Raw genomic sequence first — 18,553 nt, forward strand, 5'->3', positions numbered from 1 at the left:
TTTACCTATATCCGTTCCGTTTCATCCGCCAGCATGTCGCGCAGGCCGCTGCGGCGGGTTTCGTTGCGGTTGCAGGCGGCGGCAAAGGCATGCCTGCCGCCGACAAAGGTAAATTTTTCGCGGGCGCGGGTGATGGCGGTGTAGAGCAGGGCGCGGTTGAGGCCCTCGGCATCGGCGGGCGGCAGCAGCCAAACGTCGCGGTATTCCGAGCCTTGGCTTTTGTGCACGGTCATGGCGAAGGCGGTTTCGTAGGCAGGCAGGCGGCTGAGGGGGATTTTGCGGTATGTGCTGCCGTCGGGGAAATAGGCCGCCAGCGCGCCGTCGCCGCCGTCGGTATCGCGCAGGATCAGGCCGATGTCGCCGTTGAAGAGGCCGAGCGGGTAGTCGTTGCGTTCAATCATGATGACTTGTCCGGCAAACCATTGTGCATCCGCCGGTATGCGCCCGTGCCGTTGCAGGTGGTTGCGGCAGGCGAGGTTGAAGCGGGCGGCATCGTCGCGCCTTGCCGCCAGTACGGCCAGATGGCTTTGGCAGTCGAAGGCCACCGCGATGTCGGCATGTTCGGCGGCCTGCCAGTAGTCTGCCTGCTGGCGGCAGAAGTCGGCGGCCAGTTGTTCGACGGAGGCCGTGCGGACGGACAGTTGGTCGGGGAAACGGTCAAACTGCGCCCAAGCGGTTTCCTCGTCTCCGGCGCACACCGCGCGCGCCAGACAGCCCAGCCCGCTGTGTTCGCCGAAACGGTGGCTGATGGTCAGGCGGGCGGTGTTGGCCGAAAGCGCGGGCGGGTTTGAGGCCGTCTGAAAAGGGTTTTCGCGTTGCGGCATCAGGGTTTTCAGACGGCCTGCCGTTTCGCCGTCCAAGATGGTGGTTTGCGCCAAAGAGGCCAATACCGCGCCCGCGCCGACGGAAGGAAGCTGGTTTTCGTCGCCCAACAGGATGACGCGGCAGCCGTCGGGCACGGCGCGCAGGAGGTTGAGCATCAGGGCGAGGTCGAGCATCGAGGCTTCGTCGATAATCAGGATGTCGAGCGGCAATGGGTTGTCGGCATCAAACTGCGGCTGCATTTGCGGCGGGCGCAGTTTCAACAGGCGGTGGACGGTTTGGCCTTCGAGTGCCGAGAGATGTCGCTTGAGGCCGTCTGAAAGGGAAAAGCCGGTCAGGGCTTTGTGCAGGGCGCGCGCCATGTGTGCCGCCGCTTTGCCCGTCGGTGCGGCCAGCGCGATGCGCGGCAGGCGTTCGCGGCCTTGGCAGAGCAGGGCGAGCAGTTTGGCGACGGTGGTGGTTTTGCCCGTGCCGGGGCCGCCGGAAATTAAGATGAAGTTTTGCAGCAGGGCCAGCGCGGCGGCGGCCTGCTGGCCTTCGCTGCCGGCTTGGGCAAACCATTCCGCCAGCAATTCGGCGGCGCGGGCGGTTTCGGGGATTTCGGCCGGTGGGACGGCCAGGCGGCGGATTTCGCCGGCTAAGTCGCGTTCGAGCCGGTAGAAGCGGCCGAGGAACAGCCGCCGCCCGCGCAAAACCAGCGGTGCAAGGCCTTTTGAATCGGTCAGCGGCGCGGCCTGCGCCAGTGTTCCAGCCTCTTCGTCGGTCAGCCAGATAAAGTTGTGGCCGTCTTCCAGCGCGGCGAAAAGGCGGCGTAAAAACGGGGCGCACACCTCGGCGGCGGCAGGATAAAGGCGGCGGAGCAGTTCGTCTGCGGCATCGGCGGCTGCGGTTTGGAATTCGTCGTCGTTCATGGCGGCGGCAATTTAAAGAAAGGGACGGGCGGATTATAGCGGAAGCGGCTGCCGTTTTCAGACGGCCTGATGCGGAGGGAGGCCGTCTGAACAGCAGGTTGCGCGATTTAAAGGTGTTTTCAGACGGCCTTTCGGCTAAAATACGCCGCCCTAGAGCCATGAATCATCTTTCCCAATCCGATTTCCCCGTTATGAAAAACATCGTCATCCTGATTTCCGGACGCGGCAGCAATATGCAGGCCGTCGTCGAGGCCGCCGTTCCGAATGCGGACATCCGCGCCGTATTGAGCAACAACGAAAACGCCGCCGGACTGGCGTGGGCGGCATCGCGCGGCATCGCCACCGCCGCGCTGAACCACAAAAACTTCCCCGACCGCGAATCCTTCGACCGCGCCATGATGGAATTGATCGACCGCCATCAGCCCGACTTGGTCGTGCTGGCCGGATTTATGCGCATCCTCACGCCCGCCTTCTGCGCCCATTACGAAGGCCGCCTGATCAACATCCATCCCTCGCTGCTGCCCGCCTTTACCGGCCTGCACACCCACGAACGCGCCTTGGCCGCCGGCTGCCGCGTGGCCGGCTGCACGGTGCATTTCGTTACGCCCGAACTCGATTGCGGGCCCGTGATTGCGCAGGGCGTGGTGCCGATTCTCGACGGCGATACGGCCGACGACATCGCCGCGCGCGTCTTGAAAGTGGAGCACCAACTGCTGCCGCAGGCCGTGGCCGATTTTGCCGCAGGCCGTCTGAAAATCGACGGAAACCGTGTGCTCAACAGCCGTGCCGCCGATTCCGAAGCGCAATTCCTGGCTTGACAAGACGATGAAAAACAATACATTGCCACCTCGCCGCCTATCCGTAGCCCCCATGCTGGACTGGACTGATCGGCACTATCGCCATATGGCGCGCCAAATCACCCGCCATACCTGGCTTTACACCGAAATGATTAACGTTGGCGCGGTGATTTACGGCGACCCCAACCGTTTCCTGCTGAAAAACGACGGCGAAAACCCCGTCGCGCTGCAACTGGGCGGCAGCGAGCCGCAGGATTTGGCCAAAGCCGCCGCCAAAGCCGCCGCTTACGGCTACGACGAAATCAACCTCAACTGCGGCTGCCCCAGCCCGCGCGTTCAGAAAGGCGCGTTCGGCGCGTGCTTGATGAAGGAGGCGGATTTGGTGGCCGACTGCCTGAACGCGATGCAGGAAGCCGCACCCGACTGTGCCGTTACCGTCAAGCACCGCATCGGCCTCGACCGCGAAACCGATTATCAGCCGCTGGCCGATTTTGTCGGCACATTGGCGGAAAAAACCGATTGCACAACCTTCATTGTCCACGCCCGCAATGCCTGGCTGGAAGGCCTCTCGCCCAAGGAAAACCGCGACGTTCCGCCGTTGCGCTACGATTATGTCTACCGCCTGAAACGCGAGTTTCCCGCGTTGGAAATCATCATCAACGGCGGCATCAAAACCAATGACGAAATCGCCGCGCACCTGCAACATGTGGACGGCGTGATGGTCGGGCGCGAGTGCTACCACAATCCGATGCTGATGCGCGACTGGGACAGGCTTTTTTACGGCGACGACCGCGCGCCCGTCTCCTACGCCGAACTGGCAGGCCGTCTGAAAGATTATGCCGCCGCGCAACTGGCCGCCGGACGCGGCACGATTTTGCGGCACATGGCGCGCCATTACCTCGGCCTGATGCACGGCCTGAACGGCGCGCGCCATTGGCGGCGCATGTTGTCGGATGCCGAACTGCTGAAACCGAACGACCCCGATTTGATTTTGCGCGCCTGGGAACAAGTGGAACGGGCGAATGATTTTTCAGACGGCCTCCCTGTGAGTAAAGAGTAAACGAAAGGAAACAAAATGGACGCATTAGATTTGCTGACCACCCGCCGCTCGGTGCGCGAACTGGTCGAACCCGCCCCCGACGAACTCGAGCTAGAAACCGTTTTTCAGGCGGCCACCCAAGTGCCCGACCACGGCAACCTGACACCGTGGCGTTTCGTCGTTATCACGGGCAGCGAGGCGAAACAGAAATTCCGCCGCGCGCTGGAAGAAACGGTGGAAGTGATGAAATTGGGTGAGGACGCGATGAGAAAGGCGGAAAAAGTCGCCAACTTCGCCCCCATGATTATCGCCGTGATTGCCGCGCCGAACACCGCCGCCGAAAAACCGAAGCCCGAATGGGAGCAGCTGATGAGTGCGGGCGCGGCGGCTTATGCCGTCCAGCTTGCCACCAACGCGCTGGGTTACGACAACGTGTGGATTACCGGCCTGTGGTGCGGCAGCCCCGTGTTGCGCGAAGCCATGAACTGCGGCGAAAAAGACCGCATCATCGGTTTGATCATGGTCGGCACGGCGCAGCACGATTTCCCGAAAGAAGAAAAAAATACCGATTTGGAACGCTTCGTCAGCTATTGGTAAGATGAAAAGGCCGTCTGAAAACGGCATCCGTATTTTTCAGACGGCCTCAACCGAAGGGACATACACATGAAACAATATCTCGGTCTGATGCGCCACGTCATGCAAAATGGCCACGACAAATCCGACCGCACCGGCACCGGTACGCGCTCCGTGTTCGGCTACCAGATGCGCTTCGATTTGGCGCAGGGTTTCCCGCTTTTGACCACCAAAAAACTCCACCTGCGCTCGATTATCCACGAGCTGCTGTGGTTCCTCAAAGGCGATACCAACATCAAATACCTGAAAGACAATAACGTTTCCATCTGGGACGAATGGGCGGACGAAAACGGCGACTTGGGCCCGGTTTACGGCTACCAGTGGCGCAGCTGGCCCGCACCCGACGGCCGCCACATCGACCAAATCGCCAACGTGGTGGAGCAAATCAAGAAAAACCCCGATTCCCGCCGCCTGATTGTGTCGGCCTGGAATCCCGCGCTGGTGGACGAAATGGCCTTGCCGCCCTGCCACGCACTGTTTCAGTTTTACGTTGCCGACGGCAAACTGTCCTGCCAGCTCTACCAGCGCAGCGCGGACATCTTCCTCGGCGTGCCGTTCAACATCGCCAGCTACGCGCTTCTGACCATGATGATTGCCCAAGTGTGCGGTTTGCAGCCGGGTGAATTCGTCCACACGCTGGGCGACGCGCATATTTACAGCAACCACTTCGAGCAAGCCGAATTGCAGCTGGCCCGCGAACCGCGCGCGCTGCCGAAGATGAAGCTCAACCCCGCCGTAACCGACCTGTTCGACTTCAAATTCGAAGATTTCGAACTGGCGGATTACGACCCGCACCCGCACATCAAAGCCGCCGTGGCCGTCTGAAAAAAACACTTTAAATCATAGTGGGTCAAGTTTAAATCAGGACGCGGCGGCGAAGCCGCAGGCAGTACAAACAGTACGGCAAGGCGGGGCAGCGCTGTACCGGTTTAAAGTGAATCCGCCATATATGCCGTCGGTTCAGAAGGCGGCATTTTAGCGGCAGGTGTTTCGCGGCGAAGCCATGATGAGAGAGGCCGTCTGAAAACGGAAAACCGGTTTTCAGACGGCCTCTTGCCGTTCCAAATGCCCCGCCTTAAAGCGTGGCCGCTTCGACATAGGGCACGCGGCCGTCGGGTTCGGGCGGCGTATCGAAGGCGACGACGAACAGCCTGCCGCCCGCCGCCAGATGTGGATATTCGTTCATGACGGGCAGCAGCGGGTCGTTTTCGTGCATGCTGCCGACCATGTAGTGCCAGCCGAGTTTGCGGCAGCGGATGTATTGCGCGCGCAGGAGGGCGCGGTAAATGTCGGCATCGTCTTTTTCGACGGCGGTCAAAGCCAGATAGCCGTAGCGTATCGTCCCGCCCTCGTCGGGCAGCAGCGGCAGGCGCAGCAGGCGGGCGGCGGCGTTGTACAACGGTTTGCCCAAACGCCACAGGCCGTTGTACCGTTCGACATGGATTTGGCGAAAGCCGTGCTGGTCCCAGCCGGCCAGCGCGCCGACAATCCTGCCGTCCCGCCGCGCGATGCAGACGTCGCCGACGGACAGCCCGCGCAGCCGCCCGTTGTGCCAGTCGGCCGGTTCATAATGCGGCGCAAATTGGCGGCGGGCGGCCTCGCGGTTGAGAAAATCGGTCAGTTCACCTTCTTCATCCGCACGGCCGAAACGGAGTTCCACCCCCTCCGGCGCAATCGGGCGGCGCGGGCGGGCAAGGCGGATGAACGGCGTGTGCACCAGGCCTTGCGGGATGTAGTGCGGCATACCGCGGCGGTTGGCGGCGATGGTGGAGAGGGCGGCGGCGTTGTCGTGCAGAATCATGCTGGTGTGCAGCGGCAGCGGGTCGGCGGCAATGACGTTGCCCAGTTCGCGGTAGGCCCGGAAAAGGCAGTGGCCGGAACGGTAGCGGTGGTTGAGGCGCAGGTCGGCCAGATAACCCAGCGTTTCCCGTTTGCCGTTGAAATAGGCGGCACGGCGGAAACGGCTGCCCAATACCGCGATTTCGCCCGTTTCGACATTGCAGCCTTTGTAAATTTCCGCCTGTTCGCCCTGAATCGACGAGGTGAGGAAGTAAGACGGTTCGCGGCGGAAGCTGACGCTGATGCCGCCTTCCATAACGTTTTCCCGCAACAGGCGGCGCAGAGCGTCGTCGTCGTCGGGCGTGGCGAGGGAGAAGATGAGGCGTGGCATAGGGGCCGTCTGAAAAAACATTGGACGGCGTGATTATATAGTGAAACCGCCGTCCCGATGGCGTGCGGCGTGGCGGAAGGAGGCCGTCTGAAAAAGCCGAAGCCGCCAAATTCCGCTATAATCCACCGTTTTGATGACCCGTTTTACGCTATGTCCCCGCGCCCGCTGATATTGACCGTACTGCTTGCCGCCCTGCCTTTGTCCGCCGCTCCCGAAACGCCGGACGGGGGCGATTTGAACAGCATCCGCCACGCCATCGACGAGGCGCAGTCGGAATTGCAGCAAAAACAGCAGGCGCAGCGGCAGGCGCAGCAGACGCTGGCCAAAACCCGTGCCGCACTGGAAAAGGCGCAGCGCGAACTGGCCGGCATCACTCGCCGCCAGCAAGACTCGCGACAGAAGCTGCAAACGCTGCAAAACGAACTTGAAGGGCTGAAAACCGAAATCGCGGGACGCAAAGCGCAAGTTGCCCGCCTGTTGAACGGCCACTACAAAAACCGCCAAAACAACGCCGTCATCCTGTTTCTGAAAAACGCCGAACCGGGGAGGAAATCGCGTTATCTCGAATACGCCCGCCGCATCGGCAGTGCAAACCGCAACGTGGTATCCGAACTGGTCGTCCAGCAGCAGGAACTGCACCGGCGCGAACAGGAAATCGATGCCGAACTGGCGAAGCTGGCCAAACTGAAAGCGGAAAAAGAAGCCGCGTTGAGCAGGCTGGGCAAACACAATTCGGCCGCACAGCGCGAAAACAGCCGTCTGAATGCCGAAATCGACAAGCAAAACCAAAACCTGAACAAACTGCGTGCCGACGAATCGAAATTAAACCAAATCCTTGCCGACATCGCCCGCCGCAATGCGGCCAAACGCAAACAGGAAGCCGCCGCCCGCACCAAAGCCGCCCGCGAGCGGCTGGCGGCGGAAAAAGCGAAAAACCGTCCGGCAAAACCTGACAACGCTGAAGACAAGGCCGCCTCCGCGCCGGCCAAATCGCCCGTTTCCACCCTGACGGAAGAAGACCGCGCCTTGCAGGGCGAATATGCCGCGCAGGCCGAAAACACCTTCAGCCGCCTCCAAGGCCGCCTGCCGCATCCGGTCGGCGGCAGCATCACCGGCCGTTTCGGCAAACCGAAGCCGGACGGCGGCGTTTGGCGCGGCCTGTTTTTCGCCACGGCCCCGTCCCCCGTCCGCAGTGTGGCCGACGGCACCGTGGCTTACGCAGGCGCGCTGAACGGCTACGGCAATACCGTCGTCATCGACTACGGCGACGGCTACACCGGCGTTTATTCCGGCCTGTCGTCCATCGCCGTCGGCAGCGGCGGCAGCGTGAAAACGGGCGCGACAATCGGCACCAGCGGCAGCCTGCCGTCGGGCGAGCAAGGCCTGTATTTCGAAATCCGCTACCGGCTTGCGGCAATGAACCCCGCCGCCTGGCTGCGCTAGGGCGGGGAGGCGGAAGCATAGAGGCCGTCTGAAAGTCCGGCCGCCCGTTTTCAGACGGCCTTTTCGTTTTTCCGCCTATTGTATTTTTTGATAAAAGCAGTTGATGGACAACATCAAATCCAATACAGTTCGCATCTTTGCCGCAGGTCGGCATTCAGAAACAAACGAGAATATACAAACATGGCAAATTCCACTTTGAAAAAAGTCGCACTCTACACATTGGGCGCGTTCAGCGGTGCATTGCTGACCGTCGGCGTGCAGGGTTTCGCCGCCTCCGAGGGCAAAAAACAGGATGCGCTGCCGGTACAGTCCATCCGTACGTTGGCAGAAGTTTACAGTCAGATTAAAGCCAACTACTATGAAGACAAAACCGACGATGTCCTGCTCGAAAGTGCCGCGAAAGGCATGGTGGCCGATCTCGACCCGCATTCCGAATACATGAACAAAAAAGACTATGCCGACCTGAAGGAAAGCACCAGCGGCGAATTCGGCGGCTTGGGGATGGAAATCGGCTCCGAAGACGGCTTTGTCAAAATCATCGCTCCGATTGAAGACACCCCGGCCGAACGTGCCGGCATCAAAAGCGGCGACTACATCGCGAAAATCGACGGCGTTTCGACACGCGGCATGAGCGTGAGCGAAGCGGTAAAAAAGATGCGCGGCAAACCCGGCACCAACATCGAACTGACCATTTCGCGCAAAGACTCTTCCAAACCGCTGACCTTCAAACTCACCCGCGCCATCATCAAGGTGCAGAGCGTGCGCTCCAAACTGATCGAGCCGGGCTACGGCTACATCCGCATCAGCCAGTTCCAAGAACGTACCGTCGCCTCGTTGCGCGAAGCAGTGCAAAAGCTGACCAAAGAAAACAAAGCCCCGCTCCAAGGCTTGATTTTGGACTTGCGCGACGACCCCGGCGGCCTGCTTAACGGCGCGGTGGGCGTATCTGCCGCCTTCCTGCCCGAAGGTGCCAAAGTGGTCAGCACCAAAGGCCGCGACGGCAAAGACGGCATGAGCCTGTCCGCCCTGCCGAAAGATTACATCTTCTCCGGCCATGCCGACCCGCTCAAAGGCCTGCCGTCCGAAGTCAAAAACATCCCGGTAACCGTATTGATCAATTCCGGTTCGGCCTCCGCTTCGGAGATTGTCGCCGGCGCCCTGCAGGATCACAAACGCGCCGTCATCGTCGGCACGCAGAGTTTCGGCAAAGGCTCGGTGCAGACCGTGCTGCCGCTATCCAACGGCAGTGCCATCAAGCTGACCACTTCGCTCTACTACACGCCGAACGACCGCTCGATTCAGGCGCAAGGCATCGTGCCGGATGTGGAAGTCAAAGATAAAAACCGAACCTACGAAAGCCGCGAGGCCGATTTGGCCGGACACATCGGCAATCCGTTGGGCGGGGAAGAAGTAAACGGCGCGGTGCACGATGATGCCGTTGAAGAAAAAGCCGCATCCCAAGCCGACAAAGAGGCTGCCAAAGGCAAAAACAAGGGCAAGGATAAAGAGAAAGAGGCGGAAGAAGAACTCTCTTCGCGCCACAATCCCGATCCTGCGAAAGATGCCCAACTGAAAGCCGCGCTGGATTTGGTGAAAGACCCGGCCAAATGGCGTGAATCGCTCGGTTTGGCTGCCAAAAAACCGGCAAAAAAAGACAAAAAAGAAACAACTAAAGAAGACAAATAAACCCGTCGGATATAGTTTGTAGCAAAAAGGCCGTCTGAAAGATGTTTTTCAGACGGCCTTTTTACGTCCCGACCCGCGTTTAAAGCAAGCAGGCGGAAATATCCGTGCAAAGACTGCCGACGGAGGGAGAAATGCCCTCGAACGATATGGCGGTTTCCCCTGTCGGGAAGGCGGCACGTGCAACAGTCAATAAAACTGTTTGGGGCGGGGCGGGTAAATCCGCCATCTGTTCGGCTTCCATTCCAAAGTGTCAGCCATTCGGAAAAAAGAAGGCTGCGATATTTGCCACCGCTATTGGCGTGGAAGTTGGGATGTATGACGGGTTTACCATACAAAATAAAACATGGTTTTTGCCAGTATCACAATCAGCGTCATGTGCAACAGCACGGCGGTATGGATATAGCGCGACCAGGCTTTGGTCAGCGTGTGCCGCCGCATTTTCGTAACGGCCACGACAAAATGCAGCAGGATGCTTGCCGCAATAATCACTTTCAGCGTCAGTTGCAGGTTGAAGGAAGAAGCGAAGGGCGCGGCCAAGTTCGGCAGATAGCGCAGGTAAGCCATGGTCAGGCCGGACAAAAATACGGCCGCCACCACCCAAGGCATCACCTTTACGGCGCGTCGGGACAAAGCACGTTCGACTTCGCGGCGCGATTCGCGCGAAACGGCCGAGGTGTGCATCACGCTCAAAACCAAGGCCTCGAAAAAAACACCGCCGACAAAAATCACGGCGAAAAACAAATGGGCAAGATGCGCCCAGGCATAATCCGGCATAGCTAACGAACCTTTGGAGAATTTAACCTAAATAGACGGCAATACGCACGACAGACGTGTATCCTTACATCGCCATTTTAGCAAATGGTGTTTCTCATTCCCATAAAAACAAGGAGTTTCACAATGAAATCTTTATTCTTGAAAACCGCCGTATTAGCCGCTTTGGCCGTTTCCCTGACTGCTTGTAACGGCATGACCCGCACCCAGCGCAATACTGCCGCCGGTGCAGCCATCGGCGGTGTAGCCGGGAATCTGATCGGCGGTACAACCGGCGCGACTTTGGGCGGTGCTGCCCTGGGTGGCGTAATCGGCAGCCAAATCGACCGCTAAACACTATCTGTAGACAAACAGGCCGTCTGAAAAGTTCAGACGGCCTGTTTCATTATCTATCTTGCGCATCGGAATAGTTGGTCAAAGTATCCCATGTTCTGCCGCAAGGGCAAACGCACCGTCCAGCGCGGTTTGCATATCCTGCGGCAGCGTGGCGCGGATACGGGCGGTATAGGCATCGCGGCAGAGTGCCAAATCCATGCTCGGGCGTTTGTGTTCGATGCCGTATTGCAGGTTTAGCAGAACGGCGGCCGTGTAGGCATACGGGCGGCCGTGCGGTTCGAAGATGGCGTAATCCAGCAGCTCGGTCAGGCCGAAATCCATTTGTGCGGGAAGCAGACGGGCGTTTTGCCGTCCGAATACCGTTTTTAATGCCGCAAAATTCTGCACCCGCACTTTTTCGTCCAACGATAATGCGGCCAATGCGGGCAAAGCCGAACGGCCATGCTCGGACAGCCAGGCAAACAACGGCGGCGGATCATTCGGATGCGGATGCTTCATAACGGGCGATCTGCTTTGCGGCGCGGCAGGTGGTTGCCTAACGGGTGTGGGTATGGCCGACGCTGACGCCGCCTTTGATTTCGCCGTATAACTCATTGCCGCCGTTAGAATGATGGGCGGCACAGGCGGCCAATATGGCGGCAGCGGCAATCGTGAAAACAATCTTTTTCATATGAATCCCTTTGGATGGCTTGGTTTTCAGACGGCTTTTGGGTATCTCGGCCCGTCAGCCGCCGCATTATATCGAAAACCGCCGTTACGGCGGATTTTTCAGACGGCCTGATGCGGTTTGGGCTACAATACGCAGTTTTCCCCACCTGTCAGCATCATGAAAGAACACAAAGCCAGAAAACGCTTCGGGCAGAATTTTTTGCAGGATACGCGCATCATTGCCGATATCGTCAATGCCGTGCGCCCGCAGGCCGAAGATGTGGTGATTGAAATCGGGCCGGGCTTGGCGGCGATAACCGAACCTTTGGCGAAAAAGCTGAACCGCCTGCACGTTATCGAAATCGACCGCGACATCGTAGGCCGTCTGAAAACGCTGCCGTTTGCCGACAAACTGGTGATTCACGAAGGCGATGTGTTGCAGTTTGATTTCAACGGCATAGCGGGCAAAAAGAAAATCGTCGGCAACCTGCCGTACAATATTTCCACGCCGCTTTTGTTCAAGCTGGCGGAAGTGGCGGACGATGTCGTCGATATGCACTTTATGCTGCAAAAAGAAGTGGTCGAGCGCATGGTCGCCGCGCCGAAAAGCAACGACTACGGCCGCTTGGGCGTGATGCTGCAATATTTTTTCGATATGGAGCTGTTGATTGACGTGCCGCCCGAATCGTTCGACCCCGCGCCAAAAGTGGATTCGGCGGTGGTGCGCATGATTCCGTTGAAACACCGCATCGGCAAGGCGGACGATTTCGAGCATTTTGCCAAACTGGTGAAACTCGCCTTCCACCAACGCCGCAAAACCATACGCAACAATCTGAAAGAACTGGCCGGCGACGAGGATTTGCAGGCAGTCGGCATCAATCCGCAAGACCGCGCCGAACACATCGCGCCGGAAAAATATGTGGAACTGAGCAATTATTTGGTCCGTAAGGCCGTCTGAAAGAAATAAACATGATTAAATTCAAAAACGTCAATAAATTCTTTAAAGACCTGCACGTGGTCAATAATGTCAATTTGGAAATCGGGCAGGGCGAAGTGGTGGTGATTTGCGGGCCTTCGGGTAGCGGCAAATCGACTTTGATCCGCACGGTAAACCAACTCGAAAGCATCCAAAGCGGCGAAATTTGGGTGGACGGCATCAATGTGGCCGACCCGCAAACCGATTTGAACAAGGTACGCACCGAAGTCGGTTTCGTGTTTCAGCATTTTAACCTTTATCCGCATTTGAGCGTGTTGGAAAACATCATCCTGTCGCCCGTGGTGGTGAAAAAGCAGCGGCGGGAAGATGTGATTCCCAAGGCTTTGCACCTGTTGGAACGCGTCGGTTTGTCCCACAAGAAAGATGCCCTGCCGGGGGAGTTGTCCGGCGGGCAGCAGCAGCGTGTAGCGATTGCGCGCGGGCTGGCGATGGAGCCGCGCGTGATGCTGTTTGACGAGCCGACTTCCGCACTCGACCCGGAAATGGTCGGCGAAGTGTTGAAGGTGATGAAGGATTTGGCGCAAAGCGGGATGACCATGATGTGCGTAACCCACGAAATGGGCTTTGCCCGCGAGGTGGCCGACCGGGTGATTTTTGTCGATCACGGCCAAATTGTCGAAGACGCGCCGCCGGAAGAGTTTTTTACCCGGCCAAAAAGCGAGCGGGCGAAGCAGTTTCTCGCGCAAGTGATGCACTAATCGAGTGGCGGTCAGGCCGTCTGAAAACGTTTCGGTTTCGTCGGAATGTTTTCAGACGGCCTTTTTGCGGACGACGGATTATTGCCGTTCCAGCCAGTCGTCCCGCGTTTGTTTCGCTTCGGCGAAATAGCGGTAGAGGCCGTCTGAATCGCCGTTGCGGAGCAGGCTTGCGATTTTTTCCAGCTGGCGTTGTTGGCCTTCGAGCAGTTTCAGCAGGCTGTCGCGGTTGGCAAAGCAGATGTCCGTCCAGATGGCGGGGTGGCTGGAGGCGATGCGGGTGAAGTCGCGGAAGCCGGTGGCGGCGAAATCGAGATAGGTTGCGCCGTCGGCATGGTCGAGGATTTGGTGGACGTAGGCAAAGGCCAGTATGTGCGGCAGGTGGGAAACGGCGGCGAAGACGGCATCGTGTTCTTGCGCGCTCATGCGGAAGATTTGTGCGCCGACCGCTTGCCATAATCTGCCGACGAGTGCTTCCACTTCGAGATTTTGCGTTTCGTGCGGGCAGAGAATCAGTTTTTTGTCTTGATAGAGGCCGAATTGTGCCGCCAGCGCACCGCTGCGGTCGGAACCGGCAATCGGGTGGGCGGCCACGCATTGCGGCAGGTGTTGCGGCAGGTGTTGGGCGAAGGCGGCCAGTGCGGATTGTTTGGTGCTGCCGACGTCGCTGACGACGGTGTCGGGCTGTAAAAACGGCGCGATGGTGCGGCAGATGTTGCCGAGTGTGGAGACCGGCGTGGCAATCAGCACCAAATCGGCCGCCGCGATGTGTTCGGCCCGGATGCCGACGGCTGCGCTGTCGATGACTTTCCGTTCCAGTGCGCGTTCGAGGTTGCTTTCGTTTACATCGATGCCTGTTACGTGGCGCACCAAGCCCAGCCGTTTCAGGTCAAGGACGAACGAGCCGCCGATCAGGCCGACGCCGATCAGGGTGATTTGGTTGAGGATGGGCGGGTTCATAAGGGTTGATGTAAAAGTATGGATGGAGGCCGTCTGAAAAGACGGCGGGCGTGTTTTTCAGACGGCCTGAATCTTAACCGAGCGCAGTCTGCCGCTGCAAGCGCGGAGCGGTTTAATCGAAGCGTTTGCAGCGGATGTCGCGGTCTTCGCAGAACATGGCCGAGGTTTCGGCGTTGCAGGCGCGGCAGACTTTGCTGCGTGCCAGTCCTTCGTTGCGGTCGGCGGCTTCGAAAGTTTTTTGGAAGGGGGTAATGCTGCATACGTAAACCGAACGGTTCGGGCGGTATGCCGTGTTGTCGTTGCGCTCCAATGCGGCGATGCGGTGTTCCAAATCGGCGATTCGGGCTTCTAATGCGGCGATGCGCCCTTCGTCGGATGCGGCCGCGGATGTAGCGGCAGCGGCGGTTAGGCAGAGGGTGAGGATGAGTTTTTTCATGGTTTTGTCCTGAGGCAGTTGGCGGGTTCGGCTTTGTTGTGCCGCTGTTGCCTTTTGGTTTAAAGGCATCGGGACGGCAGGAAAATCGCTTTTGTATGCGTGCCTGCGGTTTGCTGTTTTGTATCGAGAATGAAGTTGGGCAGCCGGGCAGGGCGTTTTCAGACGGCATTGTACCGCGAAATGAAAAACGGCAATCTGTGCATACAAATCAAAAGATTAAGGCCGTCTGAAAACCCATTTCCCAGTTTTCAGACGGCCTCTTTCGGTTTTTTCAACCCAAACGTTTAGTTTTTATCCTGGTCCACCAATTTATTTTTGGCAATCCAAGGCATCATGGAACGCAGTTGCGCGCCGACTTTTTCGATTTGGTGGTCGGCAGTCAGGCGGCGGCGGGCGGTCATGCTGGCGTAGTTGACGGCACCTTCTTGGATGAACATTTTGGCGTATTCGCCGGTTTGGATGCGTTTGAGGGCATTGCGCATGGCTTCGCGCGATTTGTCGTTGATGACTTCCACGCCGGTAACGTATTCGCCGTACTCCGCGTTGTTGGAAATAGAGTAGTTCATGTTGGCGATACCGCCTTCGTAGATCAGGTCAACGATGAGCTTCATTTCGTGCAGGCATTCGAAGTATGCCATTTCGGGCGCGTAGCCTGCTTCGGTCAGGGTTTCGAAGCCGGTTTTGATCAGCTCGACCACGCCGCCGCACAATACGGCCTGTTCGCCGAAGAGGTCAGTTTCGGTTTCTTCGCGGAAGTTGGTTTCAATCACGCCGCCTTTGGTGCCGCCGTTGGCTGCGGCGTAAGACAGGGCGATGTCGCGGGCTTTGCCGCTTTTATCTTGGTAAACGGCAATCAGCGAAGGTACGCCACCGCCTTTCAAAAATTCGCTGCGCACGGTGTGGCCGGGGCCTTTGGGGGCGACCATAATCACGTCCAAGTCGGCACGCGGCACGATTTGGTTGTAGTGGACGTTGAAGCCGTGGGCGAAAGCCAGTGCCGCACCTTGTTTCAGGTTGGGCTCGATTTCGTTTTTGTACACGACGGGCTGGTTTTCGTCGGGCAGCAGAATCATCACCACGTCTGCTTTTTTGGTGGCATCGGCCACGGACAATACTTCGAAACCGGCCGCTTCGGCTTTTTTCCAAGAACCGCCTTGGCGCAGGCCGACCACTACGTTTACGCCCGAATCTTTCAGGTTGGCTGCGTGGGCGTGGCCTTGTGAGCCGTAGCCGATGATGGCGACGGTTTTGCCTTTGATCAGGGACAGGTCGGCGTCTTTGTCGTAATAAACTCGCATTGTTTTTTCCTTAAGTTTGATTAAAAGTAAATCGGTTGGAGGGGGAATCAGTTGCCGTTGTCGGATACGTCTTTCATCATGACGATGTCCACGGCTTCGGTTTTGCCGTCGATGGCTTTCAGGAAGTTTTGGAAATGGACGCTGGCGTTGTGGCTGTCCACGGCGGCCTGGTCTTTCCAGTTTTCAAAGAAAACGAAGCGGTTCGGGTTTTGCAGGTCTTGATGCAAATCGTAGCGCAGGTTGCCGCCTTCCTTGCGGCTTTCGCCGACCAGTGCGGTGAACACGTCCAGCAGTTCGGCTCGGTGTTCGGCCTTGACGGTGATGATTGCGGTAATTTTGATGTTGCTCATGTTTTTTCCTTTCGGGGCGGCTTTCAGACGGCTTTTGAATCGTTTCAGGCCGTCTGAAAGCCCAAAAACTCAAATCTTCAAAATCCGTTCGCCGCGCCCGATGCCTGCCGCACCGGTACGCACCGTTTCCAAAATCAGCGGCTTGCCAACGGTTTCCAAGAAAGAATCGAGTTTGTCGGTCGTGCCGGTTACTTCGACGGTATAGCTCTTGTCGGTAACATCGACCACTTGGCCGCGGTAAATATCGGTCAGGCGCAGGATTTCGTCGCGGTCCTTGCCTACGGCGCGGACTTTTACCAGCATTAGTTCGCGTTCGACAAAGCGGCTTTCGTTCAAATCGACCACTTTGACCACTTCAATCAATTTGTTGAGTTGTTTGGTGATTTGCTCGATAACCACATCGTCGCCGTGGGTAACGATGGTCATGCGCGAGAGCGTTTTGTCTTCGGTGGCCGATACCGACAGCGAGTCGATATTGTAGCCGCGCGCCGAAAACAGGCCGACCACGCGGCTCATCGCGCCCGATTCGTTTTCCATCAAAACGGATAGGATATGTCTCATGGCACGCTCCTTGTATCGTAATCGCGGTCGTTTACATCATTGACATCGCTGTCGGCCTTGGTTTCGCGCATGTGCAGCGGCAGTACCATCTCGTCCAAGCCCTTGCCGTTGCCGACCATCGGGAAAACATTTTGTTTTTTGTCCGTGATGAAGTCCAAGAACACACAGCGGTCTTTCATGGCCAAGGCTTCGCGCAGCGCGTCTTCCACATCGGACGGCTTCTCGATACGCATACCGACATGGCCGTAGGCTTCGGCGAGTTTCACAAAATCAGGCAGCGAGTCGAAATAGGTTTCCGATTCGCGTTCGCCGTAATAAAGCTCCTGCCACTGGCGCACCATGCCCAGATAACCGTTGTTCAGGCAGATGATTTTTACCGGCAGGCGGTATTGGAAGCAGGTGCTCAATTCTTGGATATTCATCTGAATCGAGCCTTCGCCGGTAATGCAGCACACATCTTTGGACGGGTCGGCCAAATACGCGCCCATTGCATAGGGCAGGCCCACCCCCATCGTGCCCTGACCGCCCGAATTAAGCCATTGGCGCGGCCGTCTGAACGGATAAAACTGGGCGGCAAACATTTGATGCTGACCGACGTCGGATGTGATGATGGCGTCGTTGTTGGTTACTTCGGCCAAAGTTTTAATCACCATCTGCGGCAGAATAATATTGTCGGTCGCCTGCGGCAGGCGCAGACAATCGCGCGCGCGCCAGCTTTCCAGGCTATGCCACCATTTTTCCAAATGCTGGCTGTTTACCTGAAGATTTTGGCTTTTCCAAATCGCCGCCATCTCGCGTAAAACATTCTTCACGTCGCCGACAATCGGTACATCGGCGCGGACGCGTTTCGAAATACTGGACGGGTCGATGTCGATATGGATGATTTTTTTCGGCTTTTCCAAAAACTTGGCGGGAACGGAAACCACACGGTCGTCAAAACGCGCCCCGACTGCCAAAACCACATCGGCATTGTGCATGGCCAGATTGGCTTCGTAAGTGCCGTGCATGCCCAGCATGCCCAAATACTGTCTGTCATCGGACGGATACGCGCCCAAGCCCATCAGCGTCGCGGTACAGGGCAGGCCGGCGAGTTTGACAAACTCCGTCAGCTCGTCGGCAGCATTACCCAAAACCACGCCTCCGCCGAAATACACCAAAGGCCGTTTCGCTGCCACCAGCATTTGTACGGCCTTCTTAATTTGACCGATGTGTCCGTTGAGAACCGGCTGGTAGGAGCGGATAAAAATGTCTTCCTGAGGATAGCTGAACTTGGCCATAGACTGGGTAACGTCTTTGGCGATGTCGATAACCACCGGGCCGGGACGGCCGCTGCGGGCAATTTGGAAGGCTTTTTTTACCGTAGTGGTCAAATCATCGATATTCTTGACCAGGAAATTATGCTTCACACACGGCCGCGATACGCCGACCATATCGATTTCCTGAAACGCATCCGTGCCGATGGCGGGCGAGCCGACCTGGCCGGAAATCACCACCAGCGGAATCGAATCGGAATAGGCCGTGGCGATACCGGTGAGCGCGTTGGTCGCGCCGGGACCCGAAGTCACCAAAGCCACGCCAACCTTGCCGCTGACACGGGCATAGGCGTCGGCCGCATGTACCGCAGCTTGTTCGTGTCTTACCAGGATGTGTTTGAATTTGTTGAGTTGGAAAAGCGCGTCGTAGATTTCGAGTACCGCGCCGCCGGGATAGCCGAAAACGTATTCGACGTTCTCCGCCTTCAGACTTTGCACAAGAATTTGTGCACCGGATAGTTGCATGATTGCCTCTTTAATTCTGCCTGTAAGGCGATAATAAACCCGTGCTTCGCGATGCAACGGTAATGCCGGTTTTCCGGACGGCGGTTTATGGTACGCGAACGGATGAGCCGGCGACAGCTTGCGGGTTTCAGAATCGCGCTTAGAGCGCAAAGTGTTTAAAAAAGTAAAGAGCGCATAAGATAACGCAAACTTGGGTAACAGGCAAGCACTGATTACGCGGCG

Annotated in this window: 20 protein-coding genes; 9 read left to right on the forward strand and 11 right to left on the reverse strand. The window is 57.8% G+C overall.

Annotation, left to right across the window (positions count from 1 at the left end):
- Positions 1-5 precede the first annotated feature (5 nt).
- The gene (gene recD, locus ACTHSL_RS00155; protein ID WP_440379885.1) at positions 6-1,733 is read right to left on the reverse strand and encodes an exodeoxyribonuclease V subunit alpha; all 1,728 of its coding nucleotides are present in this window, start codon (positions 1,731-1,733) and stop codon (positions 6-8) included.
- Positions 1,734-1,924: 191 nt separating this feature from the next.
- Here recD and purN point away from each other — a divergent pair, with 191 nt between their 5' ends.
- The 4 genes from purN to ACTHSL_RS00175 all read left to right on the forward strand — a co-directional run bounded on the left by purN (position 1,925) and on the right by ACTHSL_RS00175 (position 5,027).
- The gene (gene purN, locus ACTHSL_RS00160; RefSeq protein WP_049252315.1) at positions 1,925-2,551 is read left to right on the forward strand and encodes a phosphoribosylglycinamide formyltransferase; all 627 of its coding nucleotides are present in this window, start codon (positions 1,925-1,927) and stop codon (positions 2,549-2,551) included.
- Between the two features lie 7 nt (positions 2,552-2,558).
- On the forward strand, positions 2,559-3,590 hold the full coding sequence (gene dusA / locus ACTHSL_RS00165; RefSeq protein WP_440379886.1) for a tRNA dihydrouridine(20/20a) synthase DusA: 1,032 nt from the start codon (positions 2,559-2,561) through the stop codon (positions 3,588-3,590).
- A 15-nt stretch (positions 3,591-3,605) separates the two neighbouring features.
- Positions 3,606-4,166, forward strand: coding sequence for a nitroreductase family protein (locus tag ACTHSL_RS00170; protein WP_070453001.1), 561 nt, complete (start codon positions 3,606-3,608; stop codon positions 4,164-4,166).
- A gap of 66 nt (positions 4,167-4,232) precedes the next feature.
- Positions 4,233-5,027: a thymidylate synthase gene (locus ACTHSL_RS00175; protein ID WP_440379887.1), complete on the forward strand. Its 795-nt coding sequence runs from the start codon at positions 4,233-4,235 to the stop codon at positions 5,025-5,027.
- 250 nt (positions 5,028-5,277) lie between these two features.
- On the opposite strand, the gene ACTHSL_RS00180 is transcribed toward ACTHSL_RS00175, so the two are convergent.
- A complete protein-coding gene (locus tag ACTHSL_RS00180; RefSeq protein ID WP_440379888.1) occupies positions 5,278-6,372 on the reverse strand; it encodes a hypothetical protein in 1,095 nt (364 codons plus the stop codon).
- 150 nt (positions 6,373-6,522) lie between these two features.
- On the opposite strand from ACTHSL_RS00180, the gene ACTHSL_RS00185 reads away from it, so the two are divergent.
- Together ACTHSL_RS00185 and ACTHSL_RS00190 are read left to right on the forward strand one after the other, a co-directional pair.
- The gene (locus ACTHSL_RS00185) at positions 6,523-7,815 is read left to right on the forward strand and encodes a murein hydrolase activator EnvC family protein (protein ID WP_440379889.1); all 1,293 of its coding nucleotides are present in this window, start codon (positions 6,523-6,525) and stop codon (positions 7,813-7,815) included.
- A 180-nt stretch (positions 7,816-7,995) separates the two neighbouring features.
- Positions 7,996-9,501 (forward strand): S41 family peptidase, encoded by a 1,506-nt coding sequence (locus ACTHSL_RS00190; RefSeq protein ID WP_107970416.1) that lies wholly within the window; start codon positions 7,996-7,998, stop codon positions 9,499-9,501.
- Between the two features lie 324 nt (positions 9,502-9,825).
- Here the strand turns inward: ACTHSL_RS00190 and ACTHSL_RS00195 are convergent, their stop codons facing one another.
- Positions 9,826-10,275, reverse strand: a complete 450-nt coding sequence (locus ACTHSL_RS00195) for a CopD family copper resistance protein (protein ID WP_003771983.1) — start codon at positions 10,273-10,275, stop codon at positions 9,826-9,828.
- A 123-nt stretch (positions 10,276-10,398) separates the two neighbouring features.
- On the opposite strand from ACTHSL_RS00195, the gene ACTHSL_RS00200 reads away from it, so the two are divergent.
- Entirely contained in the window at positions 10,399-10,605 is a 207-nt protein-coding gene (locus tag ACTHSL_RS00200) for a glycine zipper 2TM domain-containing protein (RefSeq protein WP_040665813.1), read from the forward strand.
- 81 nt (positions 10,606-10,686) lie between these two features.
- Here ACTHSL_RS00200 and ACTHSL_RS00205 read toward each other — a convergent pair whose 3' ends face one another.
- Together ACTHSL_RS00205 and ACTHSL_RS00210 are read right to left on the reverse strand one after the other, a co-directional pair.
- Complete coding sequence (locus tag ACTHSL_RS00205) at positions 10,687-11,106, reverse strand: hypothetical protein (RefSeq protein WP_107885267.1); 420 nt, start codon at positions 11,104-11,106, stop codon at positions 10,687-10,689.
- Between the two features lie 37 nt (positions 11,107-11,143).
- Positions 11,144-11,278, reverse strand: coding sequence for a lipoprotein (locus ACTHSL_RS00210; RefSeq protein ID WP_159070394.1), 135 nt, complete (start codon positions 11,276-11,278; stop codon positions 11,144-11,146).
- Positions 11,279-11,434: 156 nt separating this feature from the next.
- Between ACTHSL_RS00210 and rsmA the strand changes: the two genes are divergently transcribed.
- Both rsmA and ACTHSL_RS00220 read left to right on the forward strand, forming a co-directional pair.
- Positions 11,435-12,214 (forward strand): 16S rRNA (adenine(1518)-N(6)/adenine(1519)-N(6))-dimethyltransferase RsmA, encoded by a 780-nt coding sequence (gene rsmA, locus ACTHSL_RS00215; RefSeq protein ID WP_107885369.1) that lies wholly within the window; start codon positions 11,435-11,437, stop codon positions 12,212-12,214.
- An 11-nt stretch (positions 12,215-12,225) separates the two neighbouring features.
- Positions 12,226-12,951, forward strand: a complete 726-nt coding sequence (locus ACTHSL_RS00220; protein WP_003771993.1) for an amino acid ABC transporter ATP-binding protein — start codon at positions 12,226-12,228, stop codon at positions 12,949-12,951.
- Positions 12,952-13,029: 78 nt separating this feature from the next.
- On the opposite strand, the gene ACTHSL_RS00225 is transcribed toward ACTHSL_RS00220, so the two are convergent.
- The 6 genes from ACTHSL_RS00225 to ilvB all read right to left on the reverse strand — a co-directional run bounded on the left by ACTHSL_RS00225 (position 13,030) and on the right by ilvB (position 18,331).
- Complete coding sequence (locus ACTHSL_RS00225) at positions 13,030-13,908, reverse strand: prephenate dehydrogenase (RefSeq protein WP_440379890.1); 879 nt, start codon at positions 13,906-13,908, stop codon at positions 13,030-13,032.
- A gap of 112 nt (positions 13,909-14,020) precedes the next feature.
- A complete protein-coding gene (locus ACTHSL_RS00230; protein ID WP_440379891.1) occupies positions 14,021-14,344 on the reverse strand; it encodes a hypothetical protein in 324 nt (107 codons plus the stop codon).
- Positions 14,345-14,628: 284 nt separating this feature from the next.
- Complete coding sequence (gene ilvC, locus ACTHSL_RS00235) at positions 14,629-15,642, reverse strand: ketol-acid reductoisomerase (protein WP_314934790.1); 1,014 nt, start codon at positions 15,640-15,642, stop codon at positions 14,629-14,631.
- Positions 15,643-15,689: 47 nt separating this feature from the next.
- Positions 15,690-15,992, reverse strand: coding sequence for a putative quinol monooxygenase (locus ACTHSL_RS00240; RefSeq protein ID WP_440379892.1), 303 nt, complete (start codon positions 15,990-15,992; stop codon positions 15,690-15,692).
- 69 nt (positions 15,993-16,061) lie between these two features.
- Positions 16,062-16,553 (reverse strand): acetolactate synthase small subunit, encoded by a 492-nt coding sequence (gene ilvN, locus ACTHSL_RS00245; RefSeq protein ID WP_003772004.1) that lies wholly within the window; start codon positions 16,551-16,553, stop codon positions 16,062-16,064.
- The gene (gene ilvB, locus ACTHSL_RS00250; protein WP_440379893.1) at positions 16,550-18,331 is read right to left on the reverse strand and encodes a biosynthetic-type acetolactate synthase large subunit; all 1,782 of its coding nucleotides are present in this window, start codon (positions 18,329-18,331) and stop codon (positions 16,550-16,552) included. The genes ilvN and ilvB overlap by 4 nt, the downstream gene beginning before the upstream one ends.
- Between the last annotated feature and the right edge of the window lie 222 nt (positions 18,332-18,553).

This window comes from Neisseria sp. P0008.S010 (genome assembly GCF_051962715.1).
Classification (GTDB): Bacteria; Pseudomonadota; Gammaproteobacteria; order Burkholderiales; family Neisseriaceae; genus Neisseria; species Neisseria elongata.

Excerpts from the sequence above, each read along its gene's own strand:
- ACTHSL_RS00240 (WP_440379892.1), bottom strand. The coding sequence starts at position 15,992 with ATGAGCAACATCAAAATTACCGCAATCATCACCGTCAAGGCCGAACAC.
- purN (WP_049252315.1), top strand. The coding sequence starts at position 1,925 with ATGAAAAACATCGTCATCCTGATTTCCGGACGCGGCAGCAATATGCAG.
- ACTHSL_RS00220 (WP_003771993.1), top strand. The coding sequence starts at position 12,226 with ATGATTAAATTCAAAAACGTCAATAAATTCTTTAAAGACCTGCACGTG.
- ilvB (WP_440379893.1), bottom strand. The coding sequence starts at position 18,331 with ATGCAACTATCCGGTGCACAAATTCTTGTGCAAAGTCTGAAGGCGGAG.
- ACTHSL_RS00205 (WP_107885267.1), bottom strand. The coding sequence starts at position 11,106 with ATGAAGCATCCGCATCCGAATGATCCGCCGCCGTTGTTTGCCTGGCTG.
- dusA (WP_440379886.1), top strand. The coding sequence starts at position 2,559 with ATGAAAAACAATACATTGCCACCTCGCCGCCTATCCGTAGCCCCCATG.
- ACTHSL_RS00185 (WP_440379889.1), top strand. The coding sequence starts at position 6,523 with ATGTCCCCGCGCCCGCTGATATTGACCGTACTGCTTGCCGCCCTGCCT.
- ACTHSL_RS00200 (WP_040665813.1), top strand. The coding sequence starts at position 10,399 with ATGAAATCTTTATTCTTGAAAACCGCCGTATTAGCCGCTTTGGCCGTT.
- rsmA (WP_107885369.1), top strand. The coding sequence starts at position 11,435 with ATGAAAGAACACAAAGCCAGAAAACGCTTCGGGCAGAATTTTTTGCAG.
- ACTHSL_RS00195 (WP_003771983.1), bottom strand. The coding sequence starts at position 10,275 with ATGCCGGATTATGCCTGGGCGCATCTTGCCCATTTGTTTTTCGCCGTG.
- ACTHSL_RS00175 (WP_440379887.1), top strand. The coding sequence starts at position 4,233 with ATGAAACAATATCTCGGTCTGATGCGCCACGTCATGCAAAATGGCCAC.
- ACTHSL_RS00230 (WP_440379891.1), bottom strand. The coding sequence starts at position 14,344 with ATGAAAAAACTCATCCTCACCCTCTGCCTAACCGCCGCTGCCGCTACA.
- ACTHSL_RS00190 (WP_107970416.1), top strand. The coding sequence starts at position 7,996 with ATGGCAAATTCCACTTTGAAAAAAGTCGCACTCTACACATTGGGCGCG.
- ilvC (WP_314934790.1), bottom strand. The coding sequence starts at position 15,642 with ATGCGAGTTTATTACGACAAAGACGCCGACCTGTCCCTGATCAAAGGC.
- ACTHSL_RS00225 (WP_440379890.1), bottom strand. The coding sequence starts at position 13,908 with ATGAACCCGCCCATCCTCAACCAAATCACCCTGATCGGCGTCGGCCTG.
- ACTHSL_RS00180 (WP_440379888.1), bottom strand. The coding sequence starts at position 6,372 with ATGCCACGCCTCATCTTCTCCCTCGCCACGCCCGACGACGACGACGCT.
- recD (WP_440379885.1), bottom strand. The coding sequence starts at position 1,733 with ATGAACGACGACGAATTCCAAACCGCAGCCGCCGATGCCGCAGACGAA.
- ilvN (WP_003772004.1), bottom strand. The coding sequence starts at position 16,553 with ATGAGACATATCCTATCCGTTTTGATGGAAAACGAATCGGGCGCGATG.
- ACTHSL_RS00210 (WP_159070394.1), bottom strand. The coding sequence starts at position 11,278 with ATGAAAAAGATTGTTTTCACGATTGCCGCTGCCGCCATATTGGCCGCC.
- ACTHSL_RS00170 (WP_070453001.1), top strand. The coding sequence starts at position 3,606 with ATGGACGCATTAGATTTGCTGACCACCCGCCGCTCGGTGCGCGAACTG.